The organism is Priestia sp. FSL W8-0524 (assembly GCF_038005965.1).
GTDB lineage: Bacteria > Bacillota > Bacilli > Bacillales > Bacillaceae_H > Priestia > Priestia zanthoxyli.
In genome coordinates this window covers 4,720,863-4,746,081 of record NZ_JBBOUG010000001.1, presented here as the reverse complement: position 1 = coordinate 4,746,081, position 25,219 = coordinate 4,720,863, and the positions used below count along the sequence as shown (strand labels likewise).

At 38.3% G+C, this 25,219-nt stretch carries 22 protein-coding genes; 17 read left to right on the top strand and 5 right to left on the bottom strand.

Features of this window, described 5'->3' with window-relative positions:
• The first annotated feature begins 211 nt into the window (after positions 1–211).
• Positions 212–766: a choline uptake/conversion transcriptional regulator CudC gene (gene cudC, locus NST66_RS24840; protein ID WP_028409671.1), complete on the top strand. Its 555-nt coding sequence runs from the start codon at positions 212–214 to the stop codon at positions 764–766.
• A 42-nt stretch (positions 767–808) separates the two neighbouring features.
• On the opposite strand, the gene NST66_RS24835 is transcribed toward cudC, so the two are convergent.
• Entirely contained in the window at positions 809–2,011 is a 1,203-nt protein-coding gene (locus NST66_RS24835; RefSeq protein WP_016765895.1) for an iron-containing alcohol dehydrogenase, read from the bottom strand.
• 21 nt (positions 2,012–2,032) lie between these two features.
• Complete coding sequence (gene betB / locus NST66_RS24830; protein WP_340843724.1) at positions 2,033–3,523, bottom strand: betaine-aldehyde dehydrogenase; 1,491 nt, start codon at positions 3,521–3,523, stop codon at positions 2,033–2,035.
• A gap of 630 nt (positions 3,524–4,153) precedes the next feature.
• Between betB and NST66_RS24825 the strand changes: the two genes are divergently transcribed.
• Complete coding sequence (locus tag NST66_RS24825; protein WP_028412019.1) at positions 4,154–5,866, top strand: sodium:solute symporter family protein; 1,713 nt, start codon at positions 4,154–4,156, stop codon at positions 5,864–5,866.
• Between the two features lie 39 nt (positions 5,867–5,905).
• On the opposite strand, the gene NST66_RS24820 is transcribed toward NST66_RS24825, so the two are convergent.
• A complete protein-coding gene (locus NST66_RS24820; protein WP_340843723.1) occupies positions 5,906–7,303 on the bottom strand; it encodes an amino acid permease in 1,398 nt (465 codons plus the stop codon).
• A gap of 331 nt (positions 7,304–7,634) precedes the next feature.
• On the opposite strand from NST66_RS24820, the gene NST66_RS24815 reads away from it, so the two are divergent.
• The 5 genes from NST66_RS24815 (at position 7,635) to hpf (ending at position 11,813) form a co-directional block, all read left to right on the top strand.
• Positions 7,635–8,315, top strand: a complete 681-nt coding sequence (locus tag NST66_RS24815; RefSeq protein ID WP_028412021.1) for a hypothetical protein — start codon at positions 7,635–7,637, stop codon at positions 8,313–8,315.
• 202 nt (positions 8,316–8,517) lie between these two features.
• Complete coding sequence (locus NST66_RS24810) at positions 8,518–10,314, top strand: flagellar hook-associated protein 2 (RefSeq protein WP_340843722.1); 1,797 nt, start codon at positions 8,518–8,520, stop codon at positions 10,312–10,314.
• 16 nt (positions 10,315–10,330) lie between these two features.
• The gene (gene fliS / locus NST66_RS24805; RefSeq protein ID WP_028412023.1) at positions 10,331–10,732 is read left to right on the top strand and encodes a flagellar export chaperone FliS; all 402 of its coding nucleotides are present in this window, start codon (positions 10,331–10,333) and stop codon (positions 10,730–10,732) included.
• A gap of 2 nt (positions 10,733–10,734) precedes the next feature.
• Positions 10,735–11,073 carry a hypothetical protein gene (locus tag NST66_RS24800; RefSeq protein WP_028412024.1) on the top strand — a complete coding sequence of 113 codons (339 nt, stop codon included), beginning with the start codon at positions 10,735–10,737 and terminating at the stop codon, positions 11,071–11,073.
• Between the two features lie 188 nt (positions 11,074–11,261).
• Positions 11,262–11,813: a ribosome hibernation-promoting factor, HPF/YfiA family gene (hpf, locus tag NST66_RS24795; protein ID WP_013059750.1), complete on the top strand. Its 552-nt coding sequence runs from the start codon at positions 11,262–11,264 to the stop codon at positions 11,811–11,813.
• A gap of 73 nt (positions 11,814–11,886) precedes the next feature.
• Here the strand turns inward: hpf and NST66_RS24790 are convergent, their stop codons facing one another.
• Entirely contained in the window at positions 11,887–12,291 is a 405-nt protein-coding gene (locus NST66_RS24790) for a GNAT family N-acetyltransferase (protein WP_328173976.1), read from the bottom strand.
• 226 nt (positions 12,292–12,517) lie between these two features.
• On the opposite strand from NST66_RS24790, the gene secA reads away from it, so the two are divergent.
• The 6 genes from secA to cccB all read left to right on the top strand — a co-directional run bounded on the left by secA (position 12,518) and on the right by cccB (position 19,731).
• Positions 12,518–15,034: a preprotein translocase subunit SecA gene (gene secA, locus NST66_RS24785; protein WP_013059748.1), complete on the top strand. Its 2,517-nt coding sequence runs from the start codon at positions 12,518–12,520 to the stop codon at positions 15,032–15,034.
• A gap of 99 nt (positions 15,035–15,133) precedes the next feature.
• A protein-coding gene (gene prfB / locus NST66_RS24780) for a peptide chain release factor 2 (protein WP_114896991.1) occupies positions 15,134–16,232 on the top strand; the annotation gives its coding sequence in 2 pieces (ribosomal slippage) (positions 15,134–15,196 and positions 15,198–16,232; 1,098 coding nt in all).
• 305 nt (positions 16,233–16,537) lie between these two features.
• On the top strand, positions 16,538–18,271 hold the full coding sequence (locus NST66_RS24775) for an alkaline phosphatase D family protein (RefSeq protein WP_445326395.1): 1,734 nt from the start codon (positions 16,538–16,540) through the stop codon (positions 18,269–18,271).
• A 26-nt stretch (positions 18,272–18,297) separates the two neighbouring features.
• On the top strand, positions 18,298–18,516 hold the full coding sequence (locus NST66_RS24770) for a twin-arginine translocase TatA/TatE family subunit (RefSeq protein WP_028412028.1): 219 nt from the start codon (positions 18,298–18,300) through the stop codon (positions 18,514–18,516).
• Between the two features lie 59 nt (positions 18,517–18,575).
• Complete coding sequence (tatC, locus tag NST66_RS24765) at positions 18,576–19,292, top strand: twin-arginine translocase subunit TatC (RefSeq protein WP_028412029.1); 717 nt, start codon at positions 18,576–18,578, stop codon at positions 19,290–19,292.
• A 124-nt stretch (positions 19,293–19,416) separates the two neighbouring features.
• Complete coding sequence (cccB, locus tag NST66_RS24760) at positions 19,417–19,731, top strand: cytochrome c551 (protein WP_013059743.1); 315 nt, start codon at positions 19,417–19,419, stop codon at positions 19,729–19,731.
• A 25-nt stretch (positions 19,732–19,756) separates the two neighbouring features.
• Here cccB and NST66_RS24755 read toward each other — a convergent pair whose 3' ends face one another.
• A complete protein-coding gene (locus tag NST66_RS24755) occupies positions 19,757–20,293 on the bottom strand; it encodes a flavodoxin family protein (RefSeq protein ID WP_028412030.1) in 537 nt (178 codons plus the stop codon).
• A 337-nt stretch (positions 20,294–20,630) separates the two neighbouring features.
• Here NST66_RS24755 and ftsE point away from each other — a divergent pair, with 337 nt between their 5' ends.
• From ftsE to NST66_RS24735, 4 genes are all read left to right on the top strand, one after another.
• Positions 20,631–21,317, top strand: a complete 687-nt coding sequence (ftsE, locus tag NST66_RS24750) for a cell division ATP-binding protein FtsE (protein WP_013085414.1) — start codon at positions 20,631–20,633, stop codon at positions 21,315–21,317.
• Positions 21,307–22,197, top strand: a complete 891-nt coding sequence (gene ftsX, locus NST66_RS24745; protein ID WP_014457813.1) for a permease-like cell division protein FtsX — start codon at positions 21,307–21,309, stop codon at positions 22,195–22,197. Before ftsE ends, ftsX begins: the two co-directional genes overlap by 11 nt.
• Before the next feature lie 160 nt (positions 22,198–22,357).
• Positions 22,358–23,566: a murein hydrolase activator EnvC family protein gene (locus NST66_RS24740; RefSeq protein ID WP_033580413.1), complete on the top strand. Its 1,209-nt coding sequence runs from the start codon at positions 22,358–22,360 to the stop codon at positions 23,564–23,566.
• 173 nt (positions 23,567–23,739) lie between these two features.
• A complete protein-coding gene (locus NST66_RS24735; RefSeq protein ID WP_028412032.1) occupies positions 23,740–25,179 on the top strand; it encodes a S41 family peptidase in 1,440 nt (479 codons plus the stop codon).
• Positions 25,180–25,219: the final 40 nt, after the last annotated feature.

Below are 25,219 nucleotides of genomic sequence, written 5' to 3'. Positions count from 1 at the left end.
AATAATTAAAAATATACCGTATAAATAATATCTAAATCGGGAAAGATAAACATATAGTATTCCCCACTATGTCTTAAGCCTTTCTCTTTAAGAGAAGGCTTCTTTTTTATCAAAAAATTGAACTGAATTTCTGTTTTTTTCCTTTTTATCGTGTATCATTAAATTTATTAAGTATAATTCAAATAAATTTAACAAAAGAGGAGAAGAGTAAATGAGTGATGTTCAAGAGTATCATGATTTATTAAAAGAAGCCGAAGATGTGGTTGTCAGTGCTTTAGCTGATACGATGGATTTATATGGTGTTACACCTTCAGTAGGAAGGCTGTATGGCATGCTTTATTTTATGGATGAACCTGTTACATTAGATCAAATGAGTGAAGAATTGGGTATGAGTAAACCAACGATGAGTACATCTATTCGTTCGCTTCAAAATATTGACATGGTCCACAAAGTGTGGAAAAAAGGTGTTCGAAAAGACTTATATGAAGCAGAAAAAGATTTTTCTAAGTCCTTTTTTTCCTTTTTCTGTAAGAAGTGGCAAAGAGAAATTTCAGTTAATTTAGAGGCAATCGAAGAAGCGGAAAACAAGCTGCAGATTCTTTTAAATGATGAAGATGTACCTGAGGAGATCGCAGTAAAAGCAAAGCGTAATTTAGCGCAGATTATAGAGTCCAAACATTATTATCATTTCTTGAAAAAAGTAGTGAAAGTTTTTGACGACCGAAGAATCATCGATATTTTAAATGAAGAATTAGCGAAAGAGTAACATAAAAAAGGCTGTTGAAAAATCAACAGCCTTTTATCATTTTTATACGGTTAATGGTGTAGCTTCAAAACAGCGGTTATAAATCCATTCGTAACTTTTTACAGTTAAATCACGAGGATTCCCAACTGTTTGAGGATCATTAAATGCTTCTTGCGCTAAGCGAGAAACCGCTTCTTTTGGAACACCTTGTTCTTCTAAAGAAGGGATTTGTACATCTTTAACTAATTGATATACTTCACGAACAGCTGCTTGAGCTGCTTCTTCAAGTGTTAGTTCATGTGTATTAACCCCTAGAGCTTGAGCTATGCGCGCAAATTTCTCAGGCTCACCCATCCAGTTATACTCCATTACAGGACCTAGCATTGCTGCTACGCAAGGGCCATGGGCAATTGGATAAATGCCTCCTAATGTTTGAGCCATCGCGTGAGCTGCTCCTGCAGATTCACTTCCATATGAAAGGCCAGCAAGCATAGCTGCATGCGCCATTCCATAGCGTGCTTCGATATCCTGTCCATTTGCAACTGCACGTCGTAAGTATTTTCCAACGTACTCAATAGCCAATAAAGCAACAGAGTCTGTCATTGGTTGCGCAAAGTGGCATGTATAACACTCAATTGCATGAGCTAATGCGTCAATTCCTGTACCGGCCGTAATATGTGAAGGCATAGATACGTGCAGTTCTGGATCAATAATTGTTAAGTGAGCAGCAATTAAAGGTCCACCTGTATTAAACTTAAACTCACGAACAGGATCCGTAATGACGGCCCATTGTGTGACTTCGCTTCCTGTACCCGCAGTTGTAGGGATTGTTGTTAAAGGAGGGATACGTTTTGTTAAAGGTTTTTTTCCTTCAGCTGCTTCATAATCTAAGACGGGAGCATTATGAGCTACTTCTACACCAATAGCTTTTGCCGTATCCATTGAACTTCCGCCTCCAACAGCTACTAGTCCGTTGCATCCATTTTCCTTGTACATTTTTGTGCCGTCTGCTACTACGTGAATAGAAGGGTTGGCTTCTACTTGGTCAAATAGAATAACGTCTACGTCCGCTTCTTTTAAACTAGCGATTACGGGATCTGCTAAACCTACTTTTTTTACACCAGGATCTGTTACTAATAAAACTTTAGACACACCTAGGTTTTTTACTTCCTCTCCAGTATGTTTTACAGCACCAATTCCATGTTTTACAACCGTTGGCATCTCAAAACTTTTTAAACGTTCCATTCTTTCAAATCGCATAAACATCTTTAAATTCCCCCTTAATTTTTATTGAAACCAGCGCATTGGCTGTGGATTTGTATTGGTATAAATATGTTTAATTTCCGTATACTCTTCTAGACCGATATGGCTAAGCTCTCTTCCAATCCCAGATTGCTTATAACCTCCCCAAGGAGCCTGCGGGAAGTAGGGATGATAATCGTTAATCCAAGTTGTTCCCATACGGAGTGCTTTCACTACACGTTCAGCTCGGTTCATATCACTTGTCCAAACAGCTCCAGCTAATCCATAGATCGTATCGTTAGCAAGTGCGACTGCTTCTTCTTCAGTACTGAAGCGCTCAATTGTCATAATCGGACCAAATGACTCTTCTTGGACAACTTTCATGTCTCCATGACAGTTTGTAAAAATAGTTGGTTCGATAAATAATCCTTTTTGTAAAGAATCCTGAGTTGGACGCTTGCCTCCTAAAACAAGAGAAGCACCTTCTTGTTTCCCTAGCTCAATATAATGTTCCACTTTAGCTAGATGTTCTTTTGAGATAACGGGTCCCATTTGAGTGGCTTCGTCCATGCCGTCCCCTAGCTTAATTTTTTTGGCTTGTTCAATAACTGCTGAAACAAATTTATCGTGAATATCATCTTGAACGAGTAATCTCGCACCAGCTGAACAAACTTGACCAGCATGAAAGAAGACCGCATTTAATGCATAGTCAACCGCAGTGTCAAAGTCAGCGTCAGCAAAGACGATATTCGGATTTTTCCCTCCGAGTTCAAGAGCAATTTTTTTAAAGTTGCCTGCGGCAGCCTGCATGACTTTACGTCCAGATACTCCGCCACCTGTAAAGGAAACTAAATCTACTAAGTGACTCTCTGCCATTTCTTGTCCAACGGTCGCACCTGGACCGAGCACAATGTTAATGACGCCTGCTGGAAAGCCAACTCTTTCAAAAATTTTCATCATATGAATAGTTGTTAAAGGGGTGATTTCGCTTGGTTTAATAACAATTGTGTTCCCAGCAGCAAGTGCGGGAGCCAATTTCCAAGAGGCTTGCAATAACGGGTAATTCCAAGGAGTAATTTGGCTGCACACGCCTACAGGCTCACGGACAACGCGGCTAACAGAATCGGGATTAGGTGACTCAATCATCTGTCCGCCATCTTTATCTGCTAATCCAGCATGGTATTGAAAGACATCAGCAATTCCATCCATGTCTGCTAGGCTTTCAACGAGGGTTTTTCCGGTATTTAAGGTTTCAAGCTTTGCTAGTTCCTCGCGATCACTGCGAATTTCTTCCGCTACTTTAAATAACAAAGAACCTCTTTCGGCCGCTGTAAATTTAGACCATTCACCTGCATCAAAAGCTTTTCTAGCTGATTCAATGGCTTCTATGGCATCAGCACGATTTCCTTCTGTAACGACAGCGATAACCTCTTGATTAAAGGGGTTTACAATTTCTCTTTTCTCGCCGCTGCGTGCTTCAACCCATTGGCCGTTTATGTGCATTTTCTCAAGCATAAGTGTTTGTTCCAATAGCATCGACCTCCAAATAATAGAATTTGTTAAATTTATATTTAACGTTCTTAACGATTTGAATTATAGCATCGGCCATTTAATTTAGTCAAATCCAAAAACTTTAAATGTTCTGAATTTAAATTGATTTTCTTCTCTATTAAGAGCTGATTATTCGGATATTAAGAAAAAATTTAACAAAAAGTAATTAAAAAATACTGATTGCTATGTCCCTTGATACAAAAGGTTTTTTTATGTATGAGCTATGAGAATATTATTCTTTTTTTATATGAAAACCCTTAAACTTTTTTGACAATATCCTAAACATTCAGATATATTAACCATAGTACGATATCTGCTTGCATACAAACCTTGAGAAACAAAGGATTTTGAATGTGGAAATTAAGAAAGGAGTTTAGAGAGAAGATGAAAATAATTATGAATTTTTAGCTGAATAATAAAATAAGTCAATTTAAATTATTTTAATATAATTATATAAACGTAATTTCTCCCCTTCGTATTGGTATTTATAATCCAACTATTTATAGTTTATTCTAAAAAAATCTATTTTTAGGTTTAATTGTATGCTGGTAGGAAAAAGGAATAGAGGACAGTCATGTCTTTAGATTTCTTTATCAATTTAAAGGATGTGAGACGATGCAAAATGCTAAAAAGCCATTTCGTTCAGACACACAACAAGCCAGGCCTGAAAAGTCGAATGAGACTTCTGACTTTTCAGGGAAATCAAACAGAAACAACCGTCTACTAACCCCCTTATGGACAACTATTATAGGATTTTTCATCTTTATGGTTGTCGCATTTATCTATTCTCTCTATAATCCAGATCTCTATTGGCCAGGCCTCATTTTAATGTTCATTATGTATGGTGTTATTTACTTTATTGGTGCTCGAGCTGCTGCAAGTAAAAAAGGAAAATCAGATGATATGCTTGTTGCGGGAAGATCTATGCCGCTATGGATTTCAATGTTCACAATGACCGCTACTTGGGTAGGTGGAGGGTATATTGCTGGAACGGCCGAAACTGTTTATTCCTCAGGACTGACTTGGACGCAAGCGCCATGGTGTTATTCAATCAGCTTAATTTTAGGCGGTATCTTTTTTGCTAGAAAGATGAGAAGGTTTGAGTTTATGACAATGCTCGATCCTCTAGAATCTCGTTTCGGTAAGAAAATGGCTACGGTTCTTTATTTTCCAGCTATATTAGGAGAGCTGTTTTGGAGCGCAGCTATCTTAACTGCTTTAGGAACAACATTCGGTGTGATTTTAGGCCTCAGTTTTTCAATTTCCATCATTCTTTCCGCACTTATTGCCATTGCATACACCGTGATTGGCGGCTTGTGGGCAGTAGCACATACCGATATCTTACAGCTTTCTATTATGTTTTTAGGATTATTTCTGGTGCTTCCTTTTGCATTTTCGAATACGGGAGGGGTGGGAGCCGTTTTTTCTACTTATTCAGAAGGTATGACTGGTTCTCTTCATTTATTTCCTCCATTAAAAGGCTGGGAAGATCCAAAATGGGGAAATACATATTGGCAATGGTGGGATAGCACATTTTTACTTATTTTTGGTGGTATTCCATGGCAGATTTATTTTCAGCGCGTGTTATCTGCTAAAAATGAAAAAGCAGCAATGTGGCTATCTATTACAGCCGGCATTTTTTGCGCTCTAGCGGCCTTGCCTCCAACTTTAATAGGAATGATTGGTTACAGTGCGGACTGGTCTTCATTTGGAGCGTCAAGCCCTGAGAGCGCGTCTATGATTTTAACATACGTATTTAAATATCTAACGCCTGATTTAGTAGGAGCGATTGCGCTTGGAGGACTAGCTGCTGCCGTCATGGCTGCAGTAGCGGCTTCGTTACTTTCAGCTTCGGGAATGGCAGCTTGGAACGTGTATCGTCCGATTGTAAAACCAAATGCGACACAGGCGCAGTTAGATAAAGTTATCAAACGTTCTATCATTATCATTGGAACTGGAGCAACTTTAATTGCTTTAAACTCTGAGAGTGTCTACTCCTTATGGTATTTATCAGGGGACCTAGTGTATTGTATTCTTTTTCCACAATTGGTTTGCGCTTTGTTCTTTAAAGGAGCAAACTGGTACGGATCTTTGGCTGGATTCATTGTGTCTCTTGTTCTTCGAATCGGTGGAGGGGAACCGCTGCTTCATTTAAAAGCGCTGCTTCCGTATCCGATGATAGAAGACGGGGTGGTCATGTTTCCATTTCGTACATTTGCGATGGTAGGCGGGTTGTTAACTATTTTTATTGTTTCTTACGCAACGCGACGTATTTGCCCTCCTCAGCCGCTTCGAAACCTTCATCGTGACATATCGGTTGAGAAATAATCAAAAACAAAATAAAAAAAGCCGCAGATGCGGCTTTTTTTATTTTGCAATATTTTCTGACTCGGAAAATTGATCGTCAGGTCGCTTGTTATTTGTTTTTTTGATGAACGAGTATGAAAGAAGAACAACAGCGGTTAATCCAAGAGTTAAGAAAAACTGTGAGCGCATCGAATCAATAAATGCCATTGATAAGAAGATCACGGTAATAACAGCAATTGTTACGTATGTTAAATACGGGAACAACCACATTTTCATTCCTTTAATTGGCTGGTTGGTTTGAATCATTTTCTTACGCAGGCGTAAATGCGAAATAGCGATAGCTAAGTACACAATAAGAGCAATGGCTCCTGATGCGTTAACTAAGAATAAAAAGAGTTTATCCGGCGAAACGAAGCTAAAGATAGCACATACATATGCGGCAGCTGTGCTAATCCATACGGCTCTTGCCGGCACGCCTGATTTGCTTACCTTTGCTAAAGCACGAGGAGCTTGTCCTTTTTGAGCTAATGATAAAATCATTCGCGAGTTCGTATATAAAGCAGAGTTTAAGCAAGACAAAACGGATACTAATACGACTAAATTCATAATTTGTGCAGCTGCTGGAATGTTGACCATTTCTAACATTGTGACGTACGGACTTTTTAGTAAATCAGCTGAGTTCCAAGGTAAAAGAGTTACTAAAATAGCAACTGAACCAATATAGAAAATTAAAATTCGCCATACGACACTGCGAATAGCAGTTGTAATAGCTTTTGCTGGATTTTCTGATTCACTAGCTGCAATAGCCGCAATTTCAGCTCCAAAATAAGAGAAAATAACGGTAATAACTCCTAAAAAGATAGAGTTCGTACCTTTTGGCATAAAGCCTCCGTGCCCCGTTAAATTAGCTAAACCAGGTGAAGATGTACCTGGGATTAATCCGAAAATAATAGCTAAACCGATTCCCATAAAAGCAACGATTGCCACAATTTTAATCATTGCAAACCAATATTCAAATTCTCCAAATGATTTGACAGAGAATAAGTTTGTTAAGGTTAATGCAAAGGTTAAGATTAAGCTTAAAAGCCAAATTGGTACGGAAGGGAGCCATTCATGAACAATTGCTCCTCCTGCAGTGGCTTCGATTGCAATTACAATTAGCCAGAAAAACCAGTAAAGCCATCCAACAGCATAACCTGCCCACGGGCCAATTCCTTGCTGAGCATATGTCGCGAATGAACCTTTATCTGGATTTACCATAGCCATTTCACCGAGCATACGCATTAATAGAACGACTAACAGTCCGGCTGCTGCATATGAAACTACTGCTGCTGGGCCTGTTGCGTTAATAACGGATCCGCTTCCTACAAACAAGCCGGCCCCGATAATACCTGCAATGGAAATCATGGAAACGTGACGTTGCTTTAACTTTCCGTGTGATTCTGTTTTGTTTCCCATCGTATTCACTCCTTTAAAATTATCGAAAGACTATTAGAAAATAAAGTAAATTCTGAAAATATAAATAGAAATTCCTCCCCTTACCTTTATAATAAGCAAGAAGTGTGCCAATTATCAAATTCCTATAAAAATCGACTTTAAGTTACTAAAATCGACGCATTTTAAGTCGAAAAAGACTCGTTTTATTCACTATAGACTTATTCGCCATTTGGGATGTCGAGTATATACGTACATTTTATACAAGTTTTCGACATACATCTTATTTATCTTGTATGATAAAAGATAAATCAGTATTATGTTCCAAGAAGAATGTTTGAAAGGGTGCGTGTGTTTGAGAAAATTTATAGCTGTTATTTTTCTATTTATTATCCTTTTATTTGGGTTGTATTTTTTCGTTAGTCCAGTTAGAAATGTTGAAAAGCTTGATCAGACTGCTTCATTATCTTCACTAGCACAAGAAAAGTCCGCTCGTGCGACGTCGCTAGAACTGAACGGAGGCTCCCCTATTTTAGGCTACCGATTGAGCGAGAGCGATGTTAACGATTATTTGCGCAGCTACCTTTATGAAAATGATGAAACGGTTGAGGGAGCAGAAGCGGAGTTGCTTCCGGAACATATAAAATTTTATATTAATAAACATGTAGTATCTTTTATGGAATCACAGTTTGTAGTTGATGTAACACCAAATGCCGAGAATGGAAAGCTTGTTTTGAAGGTGAATAGTGTGCATTTAGGAAGAATGCCGATTCCGAGGTCTCTTGTATGGGATCGCTTAAATATTAACGAGTCTTCTGATGTCACGGTCGATAAAGAAATGAATGAAATTACTCTGCTCAATAATTTGCCAGATTCCATTTCGTTTGAGCAAGCAGATACAACGGATGAATATATAAATTTATCTGCCTCTGTAACCATTGATTCGTTACGAGATATTATAAATCTAGCACCATACCTTATTCCTAAGGATATTCAAAGGAATTTATCCCAAAAACTGAACTTGTTTGGCCAATAATAAAAAGCTCACTTATTGTAAAAAAATAAGTGAGCTTTTTCTATCTTGCACCCTTTGACCTATGAAAAAAATGTTCGTTTTACCGATACAAAATAGAGAAGTGGTGAACCTATGAACGAATAGGGAGATTCGAAAAAATATACTTATATTTTATGGCTAGCAGTTGATGGATAGATGAATAAAAAAACGGTGGTGATGGTAAGTGGTAAGAGTAAGTGGATTAGCAAGTGGGATGGATATTGATCAAATCGTCAGTGATTTAATGAAGGCTGAACGAATGCCTATTGATAAGATGAAAAAACAAAAGCAAACGTTAGAGTGGCAGCGCGACGATTATCGCTCTATGAATTTGCTGTTATCAGACTTTAATAATCTTGCTTTTAATATGACCTTGCAGTCTTCTTATTCGTCCAAAACGGTATCTTCAGCAGATGAAACAAAAGTAAAAGCAGCAGCTACTTCCTCAGCAGGAAATGCGTCTTATACCCTTTCAAACGTGACAATGGCGACTGCTGCGCAAAATATCAGTAGTGGGAAAATTTCAGAAGGCACTATTGACCCTACTAAAAGTTTATGGGAACAAAAAACCTTGCTTGGCAGTGCGTGGAGTGGAAAAGAGGTCAAGCAACCTGACATTACAATAAGTGCTGATACAAAGACTGCCAAGTTATCCAAAGGAGCCATTTTTGAGGGAAGCCTGCCTTCCTCTATTCAAGTGAATAATGGAGAATCTTCTCAAGAATTTAATATAAAAACTACAGGTGATCCTACTTTAATAGGAGAGAATGATGTATTCGTTAATATGAATACGGGCGAAATGACATTCGGTTCCACGTTAGCAAACGGTAGTACTGTTCAAGGATTTACGTATAAGCAAAATGTCCTCCAGTTTTCTATTACAACGTATGATAGCAATGGAAAAGCAACAGGAGATAACGAAGGCGGCAGTATGTCATTTGAATTTGATGGTTCAGCGTCATTAAATACTGTTTTGACCCAACTTAGTAATTCAAAAGTAGGTATTTCAGCCTTTTACGATGAAGGAACAGATAAAGTTGTCTTTACTCGCAAAGACACAGGAGATTTGTCAAAAACCGGTAGTGCAGGCGGTCAAAAAATGGTGTTCTCAGGAGAGTTTTTAACCAATTTCTTGAAATTAAATACTCAAAAAGAAACCGGCGGAACAGACGCAAAATTTACGCTAAACGGTCTAGAAACAACTCGTAAGTCTAATACATTTACAACGGGAGGCGTTACCTATACCCTTCAAAATAATTTCACAGGAGATGTGCGCGTTAACGTAAGCAATGATACGCAAAAAGTATTTGATACAATCAAAGATTTTGTGACTAAATATAATGAGCTGATTGAGAAAATTAATGGAAAGATTACCGAAGAAAGAGACCGAAACTATCAGCCTTTGACGGATCAAGAAAGAGAAAAGCTAACGGACAAACAAGCTGAGCAGTGGGATGATAAAGCAAAAAGCGGTTTGTTAAAAGGAGACACAATTTTATCAAGCGGGCTGAATCAAATGCGTTCTAACTGGTATGCCTCTGTATCAGGAGTGAGCGGAGCATTTTCACAGCTAACGGACATCGGTATTTCAACTAGCGCAAACTATAGTGATCGAGGCAAGCTAGTGATTGAAGGTGACGGGACTAAATTAAAAGAAGCAATTGAAAAAGACCCGCAGTCTGTTATGGATTTATTTATGAAAAGTGGAAGTACAACAAGTGAAAAAGGGATTGTACGACGTTTACGAGATACGATTACTCAAACCGTATCCAAAGTTGAGCAGCGCGCTGGCCGTTCAACATGGACAAGTGAACAATTTTTGCTTGGGCGGAATTTAAAAAGCGTAAACAGCCAAATTACTAGTTTTGAAAGCAGGCTCACACAAGTAGAGGACCGGTATTATCGTCAGTTTACAGCAATGGAGAAAGCCATTCAAAATGCAAATGCTCAAAGCGCGCAGTTATCGCAATATTTTAGTTAAGAAGGAGTGAACGTTTATGGCAGCAAATAATCCATATCAAGCGTATCAGCAGGGAGCTGTTCAGACTGCCTCTCCAGGAGAGTTAACGCTTATGCTGTATAACGGGTGTTTGAAATTTATCAAACTTGCACGAACAGGCATACAGGAAAAAAATATTGAGCTAAAAAATACGAATTTGTTAAAAGCACAAAATATTATTCAAGAATTAATGATTACCCTTGATACAAACGTGCAAGTTGCTAAGTCTATGATGACTATGTATGACTATATCAACCAGTGTTTAATTGAAGCGAACACAAAAAATGACATAGAGAGCTTGGATGAAGCCGAACAATATGTAACAGAGTTCCGCGATACGTGGAAGCAAGTTGTGCAGCTTCATCGCCAGCAAGTCCATGGAAGCGGCGGCCAAGCATAAATATGATAAACGAACTGTATCAGATAACTGACGAGATTTACCGACTTACTCAAATATTTTCTGACAAAAATCGAGAAGAGGACATTCAGAAATTAGAGTATCTTCTATTAAAAAGACGTGACCTCATGGAGAAGCTGCCGCCAAAAAGTAGAGATCATGAATGGATGGGTAAGAAAATTGTCGAAATGAATAAGACGATTGATCAAAATCTGATCTTCATCCGGCATCGAATCATGGAAGATCTCCGTTTGCTAAAAGTGAAAAAAAAGCATAATAACAGCTATGTAAACCCTTATGAAATGAAATCGTTTGATGGGATGTTTTACGATAAAAAAAATTAATTTTGCGTAAAAAATACAACCCTTCTTCTTATGAAGAAGGTCTATTTTTTTGGTTTTTTCATAAACTTTTCTCAGGTTCCAAAAATTTTCACTAAATTTTCTAAAAATTTTAATAGTTTAGGAAGGGATTGTGTCGGGTATTGTAGAATTGTAGAGGTATAGCAATGGATTAAAGGAGGAGTTCGAACATGATGTATAACATTCGCGGTGAAAACATTGAGGTGACTCCAGCAATTAGGGAATACGTAGAGAAAAAGCTTGGTAAGTTAGAGCGTTATTTCGACGAGACACCAACTGCTGACGTAAATGTAAACTTAAAAGTCTACAATAACGATCAAAAAATAGAAGTCACAATCCCAATGAATGATCTCGTATTGAGAGCTGAAGAGACCCACAGTGATTTATACGCAGCTGTCGATCTTGTCCTAGATAAATTAGAGCGTCAAATTCGTAAACATAAAACAAAAGTGAATCGAAAAATGCGTGAAAAAGGTGCTGAGAAGTATCTATTTGCAGCATTAGAAAGTGAAGCGAACGTAGCTGTTGCAACTGAAGAGGATGAATTAGAGCTAGTTCGTACAAAACGATTTAATTTAAAACCAATGGATAGCGAAGAGGCTATTTTACAAATGAATATGTTAGGACATAGTTTCTTTGTATTTACAAATGCTGAGACAAACATTACAAACGTTGTGTACCGAAGAAAAGATGGCCGATATGGATTGATTGAACCAAACTAAAGGTTACAGTCTTTCTTAAATAAGAGCAGCAAAATAAAAGCAGCGTGCTTCCGCACGCTGCTTTTTTAGCTGTTTAAAAAAATAGTTCCATAACTACATAGCGTGTAGAAGATTTGGTGAATACACGCGTGGTTTCTTTCATTTTGAATGCCTGATAAAAAGATACTTTATTTTCTCGTGCGTTACACCAGACCCTTCGTATCCCAAGATTCTTGAGTTTGAACAAAACCTCTTTTAGCAAATGACTGCCGTACCCTTTTCCTTGTTCTTCTTTGAGCGTAGCAAATTTCCGGAATTGAGCTTCATCACCTGTTATAAATAAGGAAACAACTGATTTTAACTCTCCTTCTGAAAACAGTCCATAGTGCATGCCTGATGGATCCTCTTTCAGCTGAACATAACTGAAATCTTTATGAGGCCACATGACGATATGTCGGACTTCCCAAGCTTGTTCTTTCGTAATCGTTTGAACGTTCATTCTACATTCCCCTTTTTTATTGTAAGAGTGAGGCAGGGAAAATCACAATAGAAAATAACTCCTTAATAGAGTAGTACTAGTAAAGAGACAGACGAAAAAGGGTACAAGTTGCTACTTGTTTAGCTGCAATGTTACAATTTTACTCAGAATGTTTTATAATGAAAGATACAGATATGAATGAAAATAGTATAAAATGTACTGATTATAAATAGAGGAGCGTTTTAATATGCTTGGATTATTTAAAAAAGTGTTTGACGGCAATCAGCGCCAAATCGGCCGTTTAGAAAAAATGGCGGACCAAATTGATGCGTTAGGTCCTGAAATAGCGTCTTTAACGGACGATCAGCTTCGTGAAAAAACAGCTGAATTTCAACAACGCTACCAAAATGGTGAATCGCTCGATAACCTATTAGATGAAGCTTTTGCGGTTGTACGTGAAGCAGCGAAACGTGTGTTAGGCATGTATCCGTACAAAGTTCAGCTAATGGGGGGTATTTCTCTGCATGAAGGGAATATCTCGGAAATGAAAACGGGTGAAGGTAAAACGTTGACAGCTACTATGCCTGTATACTTAAACGCCATTACAGGCAAAGGTGTACATGTAGTAACAGTCAATGAATACTTAGCGAGCCGTGATGCTAGTGAAATGGGTCGTTTATATGAATTCCTAGGCTTGAAAGTAGGGTTAAACTTAAACCATTTAACGCGTGAAGAAAAACAAGAAGCATATGCAGCGGATATTACGTATAGTACAAATAATGAACTAGGATTTGACTATTTACGTGATAACATGGTGCTTTATAAAGAACAAATGGTTCAACGTCCGCTTCATTTTGCTGTAATCGATGAAGTTGACTCTATCTTAATTGATGAAGCACGTACGCCGCTTATTATATCCGGCAGCGCACAGAAATCGACTGCGCTTTATATTCAAGCTAATGCATTCGTTCGCACGCTTGATAAAGAAACCGATTTTACTTTTGATATCAAAACAAAAAGCGTTCAGCTAACCGAAGAAGGTATGTCAAAAGCCGAGCGCGCATTTGGCATTGAAAACTTATTTGATATTTCACACGTAGCGCTAAACCATCACATCAACCAAGCGCTTAAAGCACATGTAACGATGCAAAACGATGTGGATTATGTAATTGATGAAGATCAAGTCGTAATCGTTGACCAATTTACTGGTCGTTTGATGAAAGGAAGACGTTTTAGTGACGGCTTGCATCAAGCTATCGAAGCTAAAGAGAACGTTGAGATTCAAAATGAAAGCATGACGTTAGCTACAATTACATTCCAAAACTACTTCCGTATGTATGAAAAATTATCAGGTATGACGGGTACAGCTAAAACGGAAGAAGAAGAATTCCGTAATATCTACAACATGCACGTTGTCGTTATTCCGACAAACAAGCCAATTTCACGTGATGATAAAGCGGATTTAATTTACAAGTCAATGGAAGGCAAGTTTAATGCGGTAGTGGAAGATATTGCCGAGCGCCACGCAAAAGGACAGCCTGTTCTTGTTGGTACAGTTGCGATTGAAACATCTGAAGTTTTATCAGCATTATTAAAGAAAAAAGGCATTCGCCATCACGTTTTAAATGCAAAACAGCATGAGCGTGAAGCGGATATTATCGAGAATGCGGGTCACAAAGGTGCGGTAACAATCGCAACGAATATGGCCGGTCGTGGTACGGATATTAAACTAGGTGAAGGTGTCGTTGAAGCTGGAGGTCTTGCTGTAATTGGTACAGAGCGTCATGAATCACGCCGTATTGATAATCAGCTCCGCGGACGTGCTGGACGTCAAGGGGACCCAGGGGTGTCTCAATTCTATCTATCCATGGAAGATGAATTAATGCGCCGATTTGGTTCTGATAATATGATGGCGATGATGGATCGTCTTGGTATGGATGATTCACAGCCAATTCAAAGTAAAATTGTAACAAGAGCTGTTGAATCCGCTCAAAAACGCGTTGAAGGTAATAACTTTGATGCGCGTAAACAATTGCTTCAATATGATGATGTTCTTCGTCAGCAGCGTGAAGTTATTTACAAACAACGCTTTGAAGTGCTTGATTCAGACAACTTACGTGCGATTGTAGAACGTATGATTGAATCAACGCTACAGCGTGTGGTTGAGGTAAATACACCGCGTGAAGAATTAGAAGAAGAATGGAATTTACAAGCGATTATTGATTACGTAAATGCTAATGTTCTTGAGGAAGGCGAAGTCACAGAAGAAGATCTTCGCCGTAAAGAGCCTGAAGAAATGGTAGAACTGCTGGTAGATCATGCAAAAGCTCGTTATAATGAAAAAGAAGAGCAGCTCCCTGAAGAACAAATGCGTGAATTCGAAAAAGTAGTTGTTCTTAGAGCAGTTGATTCTAAATGGATGGATCATATCGATACGATGGATCAGCTTCGCCAGGGTATCCACCTTCGTGCGTACGGTCAAACAGATCCTCTTCGCGAATACCAAATGGAAGGTTTTGCGATGTTTGAAAATATGATTGCAACCATTGAAGAAGAAGTGACGAAGTATATCATGAAAGCAGAAATTAACAACAACCTTGAGCGTCAAGAAGTAGCGCAAGGTCAGGCGGCTGTTCATCCAAAAGAAGGAGACGCGCCGGCTAAGAAGAAGCCAAAAGTAAATGCGATAGAAGTTGGCCGAAATGATCCTTGTATCTGTGGAAGTGGCAAAAAGTATAAAAACTGCTGCGGTAAAGAATCATAAAATAAGAGTCAATTAGTATAGAATGAACTAGTACAGGAAGGAAATGAGTCTTCTCATTTCCTTCCTGTGCGTCAAAAATAAAATAGAGGTGTTTAACTCATGGATTTAGTAGAAATTAAGCAAGAACTTGACAAAACAGCTAAGCGATTAGCGGACTTTAGGGGGTCTCTTTGACCTCGATACAAAACAAGCTCGTATCGATGAATTAGATGAGACTATGGCTGATCCAAATTTTTGGAATGACCAGCAGGCAGCTCAGACTGTTATTAATGAAGCCAATGGTTTAAAAGATGCAGTAAATCAATTTAACCACTTAGATGAAACATACGAAAATTTACAGATATCTCATGAACTTGTAAAAGAAGAATACGATGAAGATTTAGCAGAAGAACTAGTTAGTGAACTAAAAGAGCTTATTTCAGGCATGAACGACTTTGAATTACAGCTGCTTTTAAGCGAGCCGTATGATAAAAATAACGCCATTTTAGAATTGCACCCAGGTGCTGGTGGAACAGAATCACAGGATTGGGGTTCAATGTTACTACGTATGTATACGCGCTGGGCGGAGAAAAAAGGTTTCAAAGTAGAAACACTTGATTACTTACCTGGGGATGAAGCTGGTATTAAAAGTGTAACGCTTTTAATTAAAGGCCATAATGCGTACGGGTATTTAAAAGCTGAAAAAGGCGTTCATCGTCTCGTTCGTATTTCTCCGTTTGATTCATCAGGCCGTCGCCATACGTCATTCGTATCGTGCGACATAATGCCGGAATTTAACGATGAAATTTCAATTGATATTCGTACGGAAGATTTGAAGGTTGATACGTACCGTGCAAGCGGTGCCGGAGGTCAGCATATCAATACAACAGATTCAGCTGTTCGTATTACTCACCTCCCAACTAATGTAGTCGTATCTTGTCAGACGGAACGTTCACAAATTAAAAACCGTGAGCAAGCAATGAAGATGTTAAAATCTAAGTTGTATCAGTTAGAAATTGAGAAGCAGCAAGAACAGCTAGCTGAAATCCGCGGAGAACAAAAAGATATTGGATGGGGAAGTCAAATTCGTTCTTACGTATTCCATCCGTATTCGTTAGTAAAAGATCACCGCACAAATACCGAAGTCGGAAACACGCAAAGTGTAATGGATGGAGATCTAGATCCGTTTATTGATGCGTATTTACGTTCTCATATTTAATCAAAAGGCAGTATACCTCGGTATGCTGCCTTTTTTTAGTTGTTAGGACTTTGTAAAATTTGAATGAAGAAAAACGAGCGTAAAGAACTATTTGTAGATAGAAAATTAAGAAAATGCAGAAATTTAAAGGTTGCTGTCGTCCGTTCGCTTATTTTGTCAATGAAATAAAATGGTTTAAAATACCTATTTTATGGTAAATGCTTCTTTACAATCCTTTATACCTCTTTTACAAACAGCTTTTATAATTTGAGTTAAATCAAGAGGAAGGGGCATGTGCAGTGGCAAATAAATCGTTACACGAATTAATAGAGCAAGTAAAACAGAACAGTTTTTCTTCGAGTAAAGGGTTTGATAGAAGGCGTTTTTTACAAGGAGCTGGAAAAGTAGCAGGAGTATCACTTGGCTTAACAATTGCTCAGTCTATCGGTTTAAATGCAGTAGAAGTTTCAGCGGCAGCGCCTAAATTTTCAAGTTATCCGTTCACTTTAGGCGTCGCATCGGGAGATCCTTTAGCAGATAGTATTGTTCTTTGGACAAGATTAGCACCAGACCCATTGAATGGCGGGGGAATGCCTAATCAACCCGTTCCAGTAAAATGGGAGCTTGCCGAAGATGAAGACTTTCATCGAATTGTCAAACGAGGAACAGAAATAGCTAGACCTGAACTTGCTCACTCTGTTCACGTTGATGTAAAAGGATTAAAGCCAGGCCGTATTTATTATTATCGATTTAAAAGCGGTCATGAGTTAAGCCCGGTTGGAAAAACAAAAACACTTCCTTCAGCAAATGCAGAAGTAGCCAGCATGACGTTTGCATTCGCTTCGTGTCAACAGTATGAACATGGTTACTTTACAGCTTATGAACATATGGTTAAAGAACAATTGGATTTTGTGGTTCATTTGGGCGATTACATCTATGAATATGGACCAAACGAGTATGTGGCTGCAAGCGGAAATGTTCGTACTCACAGCAGCGCAGAAATTCAAACGCTTCAAGACTATCGAAACAGGCATGCTCAGTACAGGTCAGATGCCAATTTGAAGTCTGCTCATGCTGCTTTTCCTTGGATTGTGACGTGGGATGATCATGAAGTAGAAAACAATTATGCAAATGTAATTCCTGAAAAAGGACAATCAGTAGAAGCATTTATTCAACGCCGCGCGGCAGCTTATCAAGCTTATTACGAACATATGCCTTTGCGTCAAACATCCTTGCCTCACGGAACGGATATGAGATTGTATCGTGACTTTTCATATGGGAAACTAGCTTCCTTTCAAGTGTTGGATACGCGTCAATACAGAGACGATCAAGCAAATGGAGACGGAACAAAGCCGCAAACGCCAGAATCTCTTGATCCTAAACGTACGCTATTAGGGATTGAACAAGAAAAATGGCTTTTTACTAATCTTGAAAAATCAGCGTGTCATTGGAACGTACTGGCTCAACAAATTTTCTTTGCTCCCAGAAAATTTGGAACGGCGGCTAAGCCTACATACAGCATGGATGCATGGGATGGGTATACGGCGAATCGTCAGCGTGTTATTGATTTTATTGAAAAGAAAAAGTTGGACAACGTCATTGTACTAACTGGAGATGTGCACGCTAACTGGGCTTCTAATTTACACACGGATTTTGCCAATCTTAATTCAAGAATTATTGGTGCAGAGTTCGTTGGCACCTCCATCACTTCCGGAGGGAACGGAGCAGATAAACGAGCTGATACGGATAAAATTTTAAGTCAAAATCCACATCTCACATTCTTTAATGATTACAGAGGATATGTAAGGTGTACGGTCACTTCTGATATATGGCAAGCTGATTATCGCGTTGTGCCTTTTGTAACAGAACCTGGTGCGGAAATTTCAACTCGAGCTTCCTTTCAATATAAAAAAGATGGAAAAGGTATGACAGAAGTTGAAGTAAATAACGTGCCGCGTGGGCTAAAGATTTCTAAGGAAGTAGAGGAAGATCGTATGCGGGCACACGGGAAAGCACATGAAAAACAAGAGTTGAAAAAGAAAGAAAAAGTACAGCAGTAAATTGAGTAATGGAAAGGAGGTCAAGTATGCTTTCTAATATTGGAATTCCTGGTTTAGTTATTATTTTGGTCATTGCGTTAATTATTTTTGGGCCGTCTAAGCTGCCGGAAGTTGGACGGGCGTTTGGGCGAACATTAACTGAATTTAAAGGAGCAGCAAAAGGGCTCGTATCAGATGATGAAAGTGTTAAAGAAAAGCAGGCAGCAACCGTTTCTGAACAAAAAAGGAATGAATCGACATTGTAAGTAAGGAAATAGACGAGGAAACTCGTCTATTTCTACTTGTCAGAAAGGAGAAATAGACAATGGGAGAAATGAGCTTGATGGAGCACCTTGAAGAATTGCGTGTTCGTATTATTAAAACACTTTGTGCATTTGTAGTTTTACTTATTGTCAGTTTTGTATTTGTACAAGATATTTATCAGTGGCTAGTGAAAGATTTGGACGGCAAGCTTGCTGTACTTGGACCAAGTGAAATTGTATGGATTTATATGGTGATTGCATTTGTTTTTGCGCTTGCTTTTACACTTCCAGTAGCTGCTTATCAAGTATTTCGGTTTGTTTCACCGGGATTAAAAAAGGAAGAGTATAAGATTATGATTACCTTCATTCCATTCTTTTTTCTCTTATTTGTAAGTGGCTTGGGGTTTGGTTATTTTGTTTTATTTCCAATGGTTTTAGCATTTTTAACAGGTTTGTCGAATGATCAGTTTTCACTCATGTTTACGGCGGAGCATTATTTCCGTTTTATGCTTAATCTGTGTTTACCATTTGGTTTTTTATTTGAAATGCCTTTAGTTGTCTTATTTTTAACGCGTTTAGGGGTTCTAAATCCAGTGAGGTTAGCTAAAGCAAGGAAGTTATCTTATTTTGCTTTAATTGTGATATCTGTGCTTATTACTCCTCCTGATTTTATTTCGGATATTTTAGTCATTGTCCCGCTTCTGCTCTTATATGAGCTCAGTGTGACAATTTCACGCGTAGTATACAAAAAACGTTTAGGAAACGAATCAATTGCTTGACCTCATACATAAATACGATGAGAGAATTCATGAAATTGAAACAAAGTCCTTGTAAACAGAGTGTTTTAAACATTCTTGAGTAGGTTATAATAGAGTGAAAACTCTACAGCAAGGGGGAGAAGGCTTGAAAAAAGTATTATTAACGTTAACAATTGGCCTAGCGCTTGTTTTGTCCGCGTGCGGCGGAGGCAGTTCCAAAAATGAATCTGCCGGTGAATCTTCAGCGAGTGCAGAAGATATTGTGAAGAAAAACTGTACAGGCTGTCACGGTGTAGATTTAGGAGGAGCAAATGGGCCAAGCTTGCAGCATGTAGGCAGCAAGCACTCAGAAGCTGAAATTGAAAACATTATTAACAATGGTCAAGGCGGTATGCCAAAAGGACTGATTAATGAAGAAGATGCCAAAAAAGTTGCGGCTTGGCTGGCAAAGAAAAAATAAGACGGGTATCCGTCTTATTTTTGTGTTAAAGCTGCTTTAATTGTTCATTTAAGACAATAGCTTGCTGTTGAGCTTTGACATCTTTTGCTATGTCTCCAGGTGCATTGGCTTCTCCAATGATGTATCCGCTAAAGGAAGAACCAATAAAATCGACAATGTATTGAAATTGCATAATAAGAGGAAGGGCCTTTACAGATGCGCCTGTGCCCCCGACTACTAATACATAGACGCGCTTATTTTTCATTTGTTCTTTAAAGTTGATTGTCGAATCTCTAAGGCTTTCAGACCAACGATCCACAAAGTTCTTCATCAATCCGCTCATACCGTACCAGTAAAGAGGCGTAACAAATAAAATAGTATCGTGCGCTGCCATCTTTTTCGCTATATCATAATAATCATCTTGTTGATTGGTAAATCCATGTTCATCGTGACGCATATCAGTAATGGGGTTAATGGTATGCCTACGTAAGTAAACTTCTTCAGTATTGATATCTTTTAAGACTGCTTTAGCCAATTCTTCCGTATTTCCGTTTTCCCGTGAACTTCCATAAATAGTGATCATGTTATCTCTCCTCATCGTTTTTCTTATTTATCATACCTTGTTTGTAAAAAAGTAGACATGAATGTGCTTTGTCTAACGATATTCGTAAAAAAATGAACAGCAAAAAACAACAGAATTAAAAATAAGGATAAATTCTCATACCCTGCTAAAAATATCCTACTTATGTCATATTTGAATAAAAATGTAATATTTTTGGGGCTTATTTTCACGAAGAGTGATGTTATAATGAGAAAGCGCGTGAGAAGAGTCGAATTTTTGGTTTGAATTGTAGAGTTTTGTCGTATTTTGACAAGTTTTACATAGTATTAAAATAACACACTTGATTAGGTGATTACTTATGATTGAAATGCAAAATGTATATAAAACGTATCCGAACGGTGTAAAAGCAATCAATGGCATTAGCATCAAGATTAATCAAGGTGAGTTTGCTTATATCGTAGGACCAAGTGGAGCAGGAAAATCCACTTTTATTAAAATGATGTATCGTGAAGAAAAGCCTTCTTCAGGAAATATCATTGTAAACGGTGCAAATGTAGCAAAAATAAAAGATAGCAGAGTTCCTATCTTTAGACGTCATATTGGTGTAGTCTTTCAAGATTTCAAGCTGCTTCCAAAATTAACGGTCTATGAAAACATTGCTTTTGCACTAGAAGTAATTGAGCAAAGTCCCGAAGAAATTAAAAAGCGAGTGCTAGAGGTGCTAGAGCTTGTTAAGTTAAAGGGTAAAATGGATTCTTTCCCTGATGAATTATCTGGAGGAGAGCAGCAGCGTGTGTCTATTGCGCGTTCAATTGTGAATAGTCCTAAGGTTGTCATCGCCGACGAACCGACAGGGAACCTTGATCCGGAGACTTCGTGGGAAATCATGGATATTTTTGAGGAGATTAATAAACGCGGTACGACTATTTTAATGGCAACGCATAACCGTGAAATTGTAAATACAATTCGAAAGCGCGTAATTGCGATTGAAAATGGAAATGTTGTGCGTGATGAAGTAAGAGGTGAATACGGATATGAAGGCTAGGACATTCGGTCGCCACTTACGTGAAGGATCTAAAAGTTTAGGAAGAAACGGCTGGATGACATTCGCATCTGCAAGCGCGGTTACCGTGACGCTCTTGCTTGTAGGCGTATTTTTTATGTTGATGATGAATTTAAACCACATTGCTAAATTGATTGAAAATGATGTGGAAATTCGCGTTCACGTTGATGCTGCAGCGACAGCGGATGATCGAAAAGCAATGAAAGAAAAGCTAGATGCAATTAAGCAAGTTGATACGGTGACGTTTTCTTCTAAAGATAAAGAGTTAAAAGATTTAATTAATAGTATGGGTGATGAAGGACAAGCTTTTGAACCGTTTGAGCAGCAAAACCCATTAAATGATGTGTTTGTTGTTAAAACAAAAGAGCCGACTGATGTCGCAAAAGTAGCTAAACAAATTGAGAAATATCCGTATGCAGCAAAAGTTCAATACGGACAAGATCAAGTTGAAAAGTTATTTAAAGTGCTGAAAGTAGCTCGTAATATCGGAGTAGTACTGATTTTAGGGCTTCTATTTACAGCGATGTTCCTCATTTCAAATACAATTAAAATTACGATTGTAGCTCGCCGTGAAGAGATTGAAATTATGCGCTTAGTTGGAGCCACAAACTCCTTTATTCGCTGGCCGTTCTTTATTGAAGGTCTGTTTTTAGGAGTGCTTGGTTCTATTGTGCCAATTGCTGTTATTATCGGTGTGTACAGCGTTTTATATAATGAAGTTCAGCCTAAGTTCGATGGATTCTTTGAACTTTTACCTGCTTTTCCATTCGTGCTTCAAGTATCGCTATTACTACTTGTAATCGGTGGTCTAATTGGGATGTGGGGAAGTACATTATCCATCCGTAAATTCTTACGAAAATAAAGATAGATTTTTAACATAATAGATTATAACAACCTCACATTTGATGTTTATCAGATGTGAGGTTGTTGTGTAATTACAGATAAAAATAGAAAAAAGTGCTAATGGGGGTCTTGCTAATGCCCGTTTATACGGGGAAATATGTGCAAATGGGGAGAAACAAATGACACGTAAGACATTAGTAATGACAGCAGCAGTTTTAGTTGGACTAGGTACAGCTTGGATAGGTAATGAAAAAGTTGCTTATGCAGAAAGTGCCAGCACTACTAAACTCAGTGATTTAGAGAAAAAAAGTAACGATGTGAACCAAAATATTAATCAAAATAAAGAGAAATTAAAAGAAGTTCAAGAACAGCAAAAAAACGAAGAAGCTGAGATTGCGCGTTTGGATTCAGAAGTCGGACAGACAAATGCAGACATCCGCAGCCGTGAAGCTGAAGTAGAAAAAGCAAAGCAAGACATCGAAAAGCTGAAAAATGAAATTGACGTTGTAAAAAAAAGAATTGAAAAACGAAATGAGCTATTAAAAAAGCGTGCTCGTGCTTTACAAGAAAACGGCGGGTCTGTGGATTACATAGATGTACTGCTAGGCTCTGAAAGCTTCGGAGACTTTATTAGCAGAGTGAGTGCGGTTTCGACAATTGTAGGGGCTGACCGCGATTTGTTAATGCAGCATGAAGCTGATAAAAAGGCAAAAGAAGAGAAAGAAACAAAAGTTCAAAACAAGCTAACGGAAGTAAATCAAGCGCTTGAAGAACTTAAAAATCTTCGTGCGCAGCTGCAAAAACAAGTGGATGAAAAGAATCACCTCATGCAAACGCTCAAAGATCAGGAAAAAGAATTTAATGAAGAAGCCGTTGGATTAGAAGAGCAAGCTTCTATTTTAGCCGATCAAAAAAATGCAGCACAAGCTCAACAGCAAGAAATTGAAAAAGCCGGGGCAACAGAGGAGGCACCACCTGTTACAAGCGGGTCGTTTATGAGGCCGGCAAAGGGCCCGGTAACATCTCATTTTGGATATCGAGAAACGTTTGGAAGAGGACATTACGGTATTGATATTGGAAAGCGAGGAGAAAGTGTGCCAGTTGTAGCCGCAGCAAGCGGAAAAGTAATTAGAGCATATCATTCTTCTTCTTTTGGTAATGCCGTATTTATTCGTCACAATGTCGAAGGTCAGACGTGGGTTACAGTTTATGCTCACTTAGAGAGCTACAGCGTCTCAAGTGGTCAATCTATCAATAAAGGTCAACAATTAGGTTATATAGGGAACACAGGACGTTCGTTTGGTGCTCACCTGCATTTTGAATTGCATAAGGGCGATTGGAAAGGCAAAAGCTCTGCTGTAAACCCTGAACGTTATATTAAATTTTAAGTTCCTAGCATACGTGGTACAAGCTCAACATATAGTTTAACAAAAAGGCATCGCACTTGATTTGTGTGGTGCCTTTTGCTACAAATAACACATGCATCCTTTTTATTACATAGTTTTGGTTGTATCTATTATAATAAGAAGAGATGGCTTAAGGTTGAGGAGGATGAAAGAACTTGAATCGGAAAATCGTTGCACTATTAATGGCACTCTCCTTAGTTGTTGGAGCAGCAGGTACATATTTTGGCATTCAGTATGCAAATGCTGGAACGGTCAGTACCCCCCTTACAACTTCTTCAAATGATAGTAAAGTGGAAAAGGAAGAGCTAGACAAAATCAAGCAGGCTTACGAACTGATATCTTCAAAATATTACAAAGATGTAGATGACAAAAAATTATTAGATGGCGCAATCCAAGGAATGGTACAAACCTTAGGAGACCCTCACTCATCTTACATGGATAAGAAAACGGCACAGCAATTCACGCAGTCTCTTGATTCATCGTTTGAGGGGATTGGTGCTGAAGTAAGCATGGTAGATGGAAAAGTAACAATCGTAGCTCCGTTTAAACAATCTCCTGCGGAAAAAGCAGGATTAAAACCAAATGATCAGATTTTAAAGATCGATGGTAAAAGTATCGCGGGTCTTGAATTGAATGAAGCGGTATTAAAAATTCGAGGTAAAAAAGGCTCTACCGTGACATTAGATGTTCAAAGACCAGGCGTGAAAGAAACGATGAAAGTAAAAGTTGTAAGAGATGAGATTCCAATTGAAACCGTCTATTCTTCTGTTAAAAATGTAAACAATAAAAAAATTGGTTACATGGAAATTACGTCATTCTCTGAATCAACGGGAGACGAATTTACGAAACAGTTGAAAAAACTTGAAAATAAACATATTGATGGTTTAGTTCTAGATGTTCGTGGAAATCCTGGTGGCTATTTAACGAGTGTTGAAAAAATGCTCGATAAATTAGTAACGAATAAAAAGCCATACATTCAAATTGAAGATCGTAACGGTGAACGTCAAAAAGTGGTTTCTTCAATGAAAAAGCAAAAGGATTATCCAATTGTGGCCTTGATTGATGGAGGAAGTGCATCTGCTTCTGAAATTCTTGCCGGGGCATTAAAAGAAGCAGGCGGATACAAGCTAGTCGGTGAAAAATCCTATGGAAAAGGAACGGTTCAACAAGCTGTTCCAATGGAAGACGGCAGTAATTTAAAATTAACGTTCTATAAATGGCTAACGCCTGATGGAAACTGGATTAACGAAAAAGGTATAAAACCAACGGTAGAAGTCAAGCAGCCGGATTACTATTATGCAAATCCAATTCAAGTTGATAAAAAGCCATTAACACGTGATATGACAGGTGACCAAGTGAAGAATGCTCAAGTGATGCTAAAAGGCCTTGGCTTTGAACCTGGACGTACAGACGGATATTTTAGTAAAGAGACAGAAACAGCTGTAACTGCATTCCAAAAAGCCAATAAGCAAAAAGCTACAGGTGAAATTGATGAAGATACAGCAGCGCTTTTACAAACAAAACTATTAGAAAAAATTAAATCCAAAGATGAAGATCGTCAGCTTCAAACGGCTTTAAAGCTAGCTAGTCAATAAGAAGCAGAAAAAGTTCCGTGCTTTTCCAAAGCACGGAACT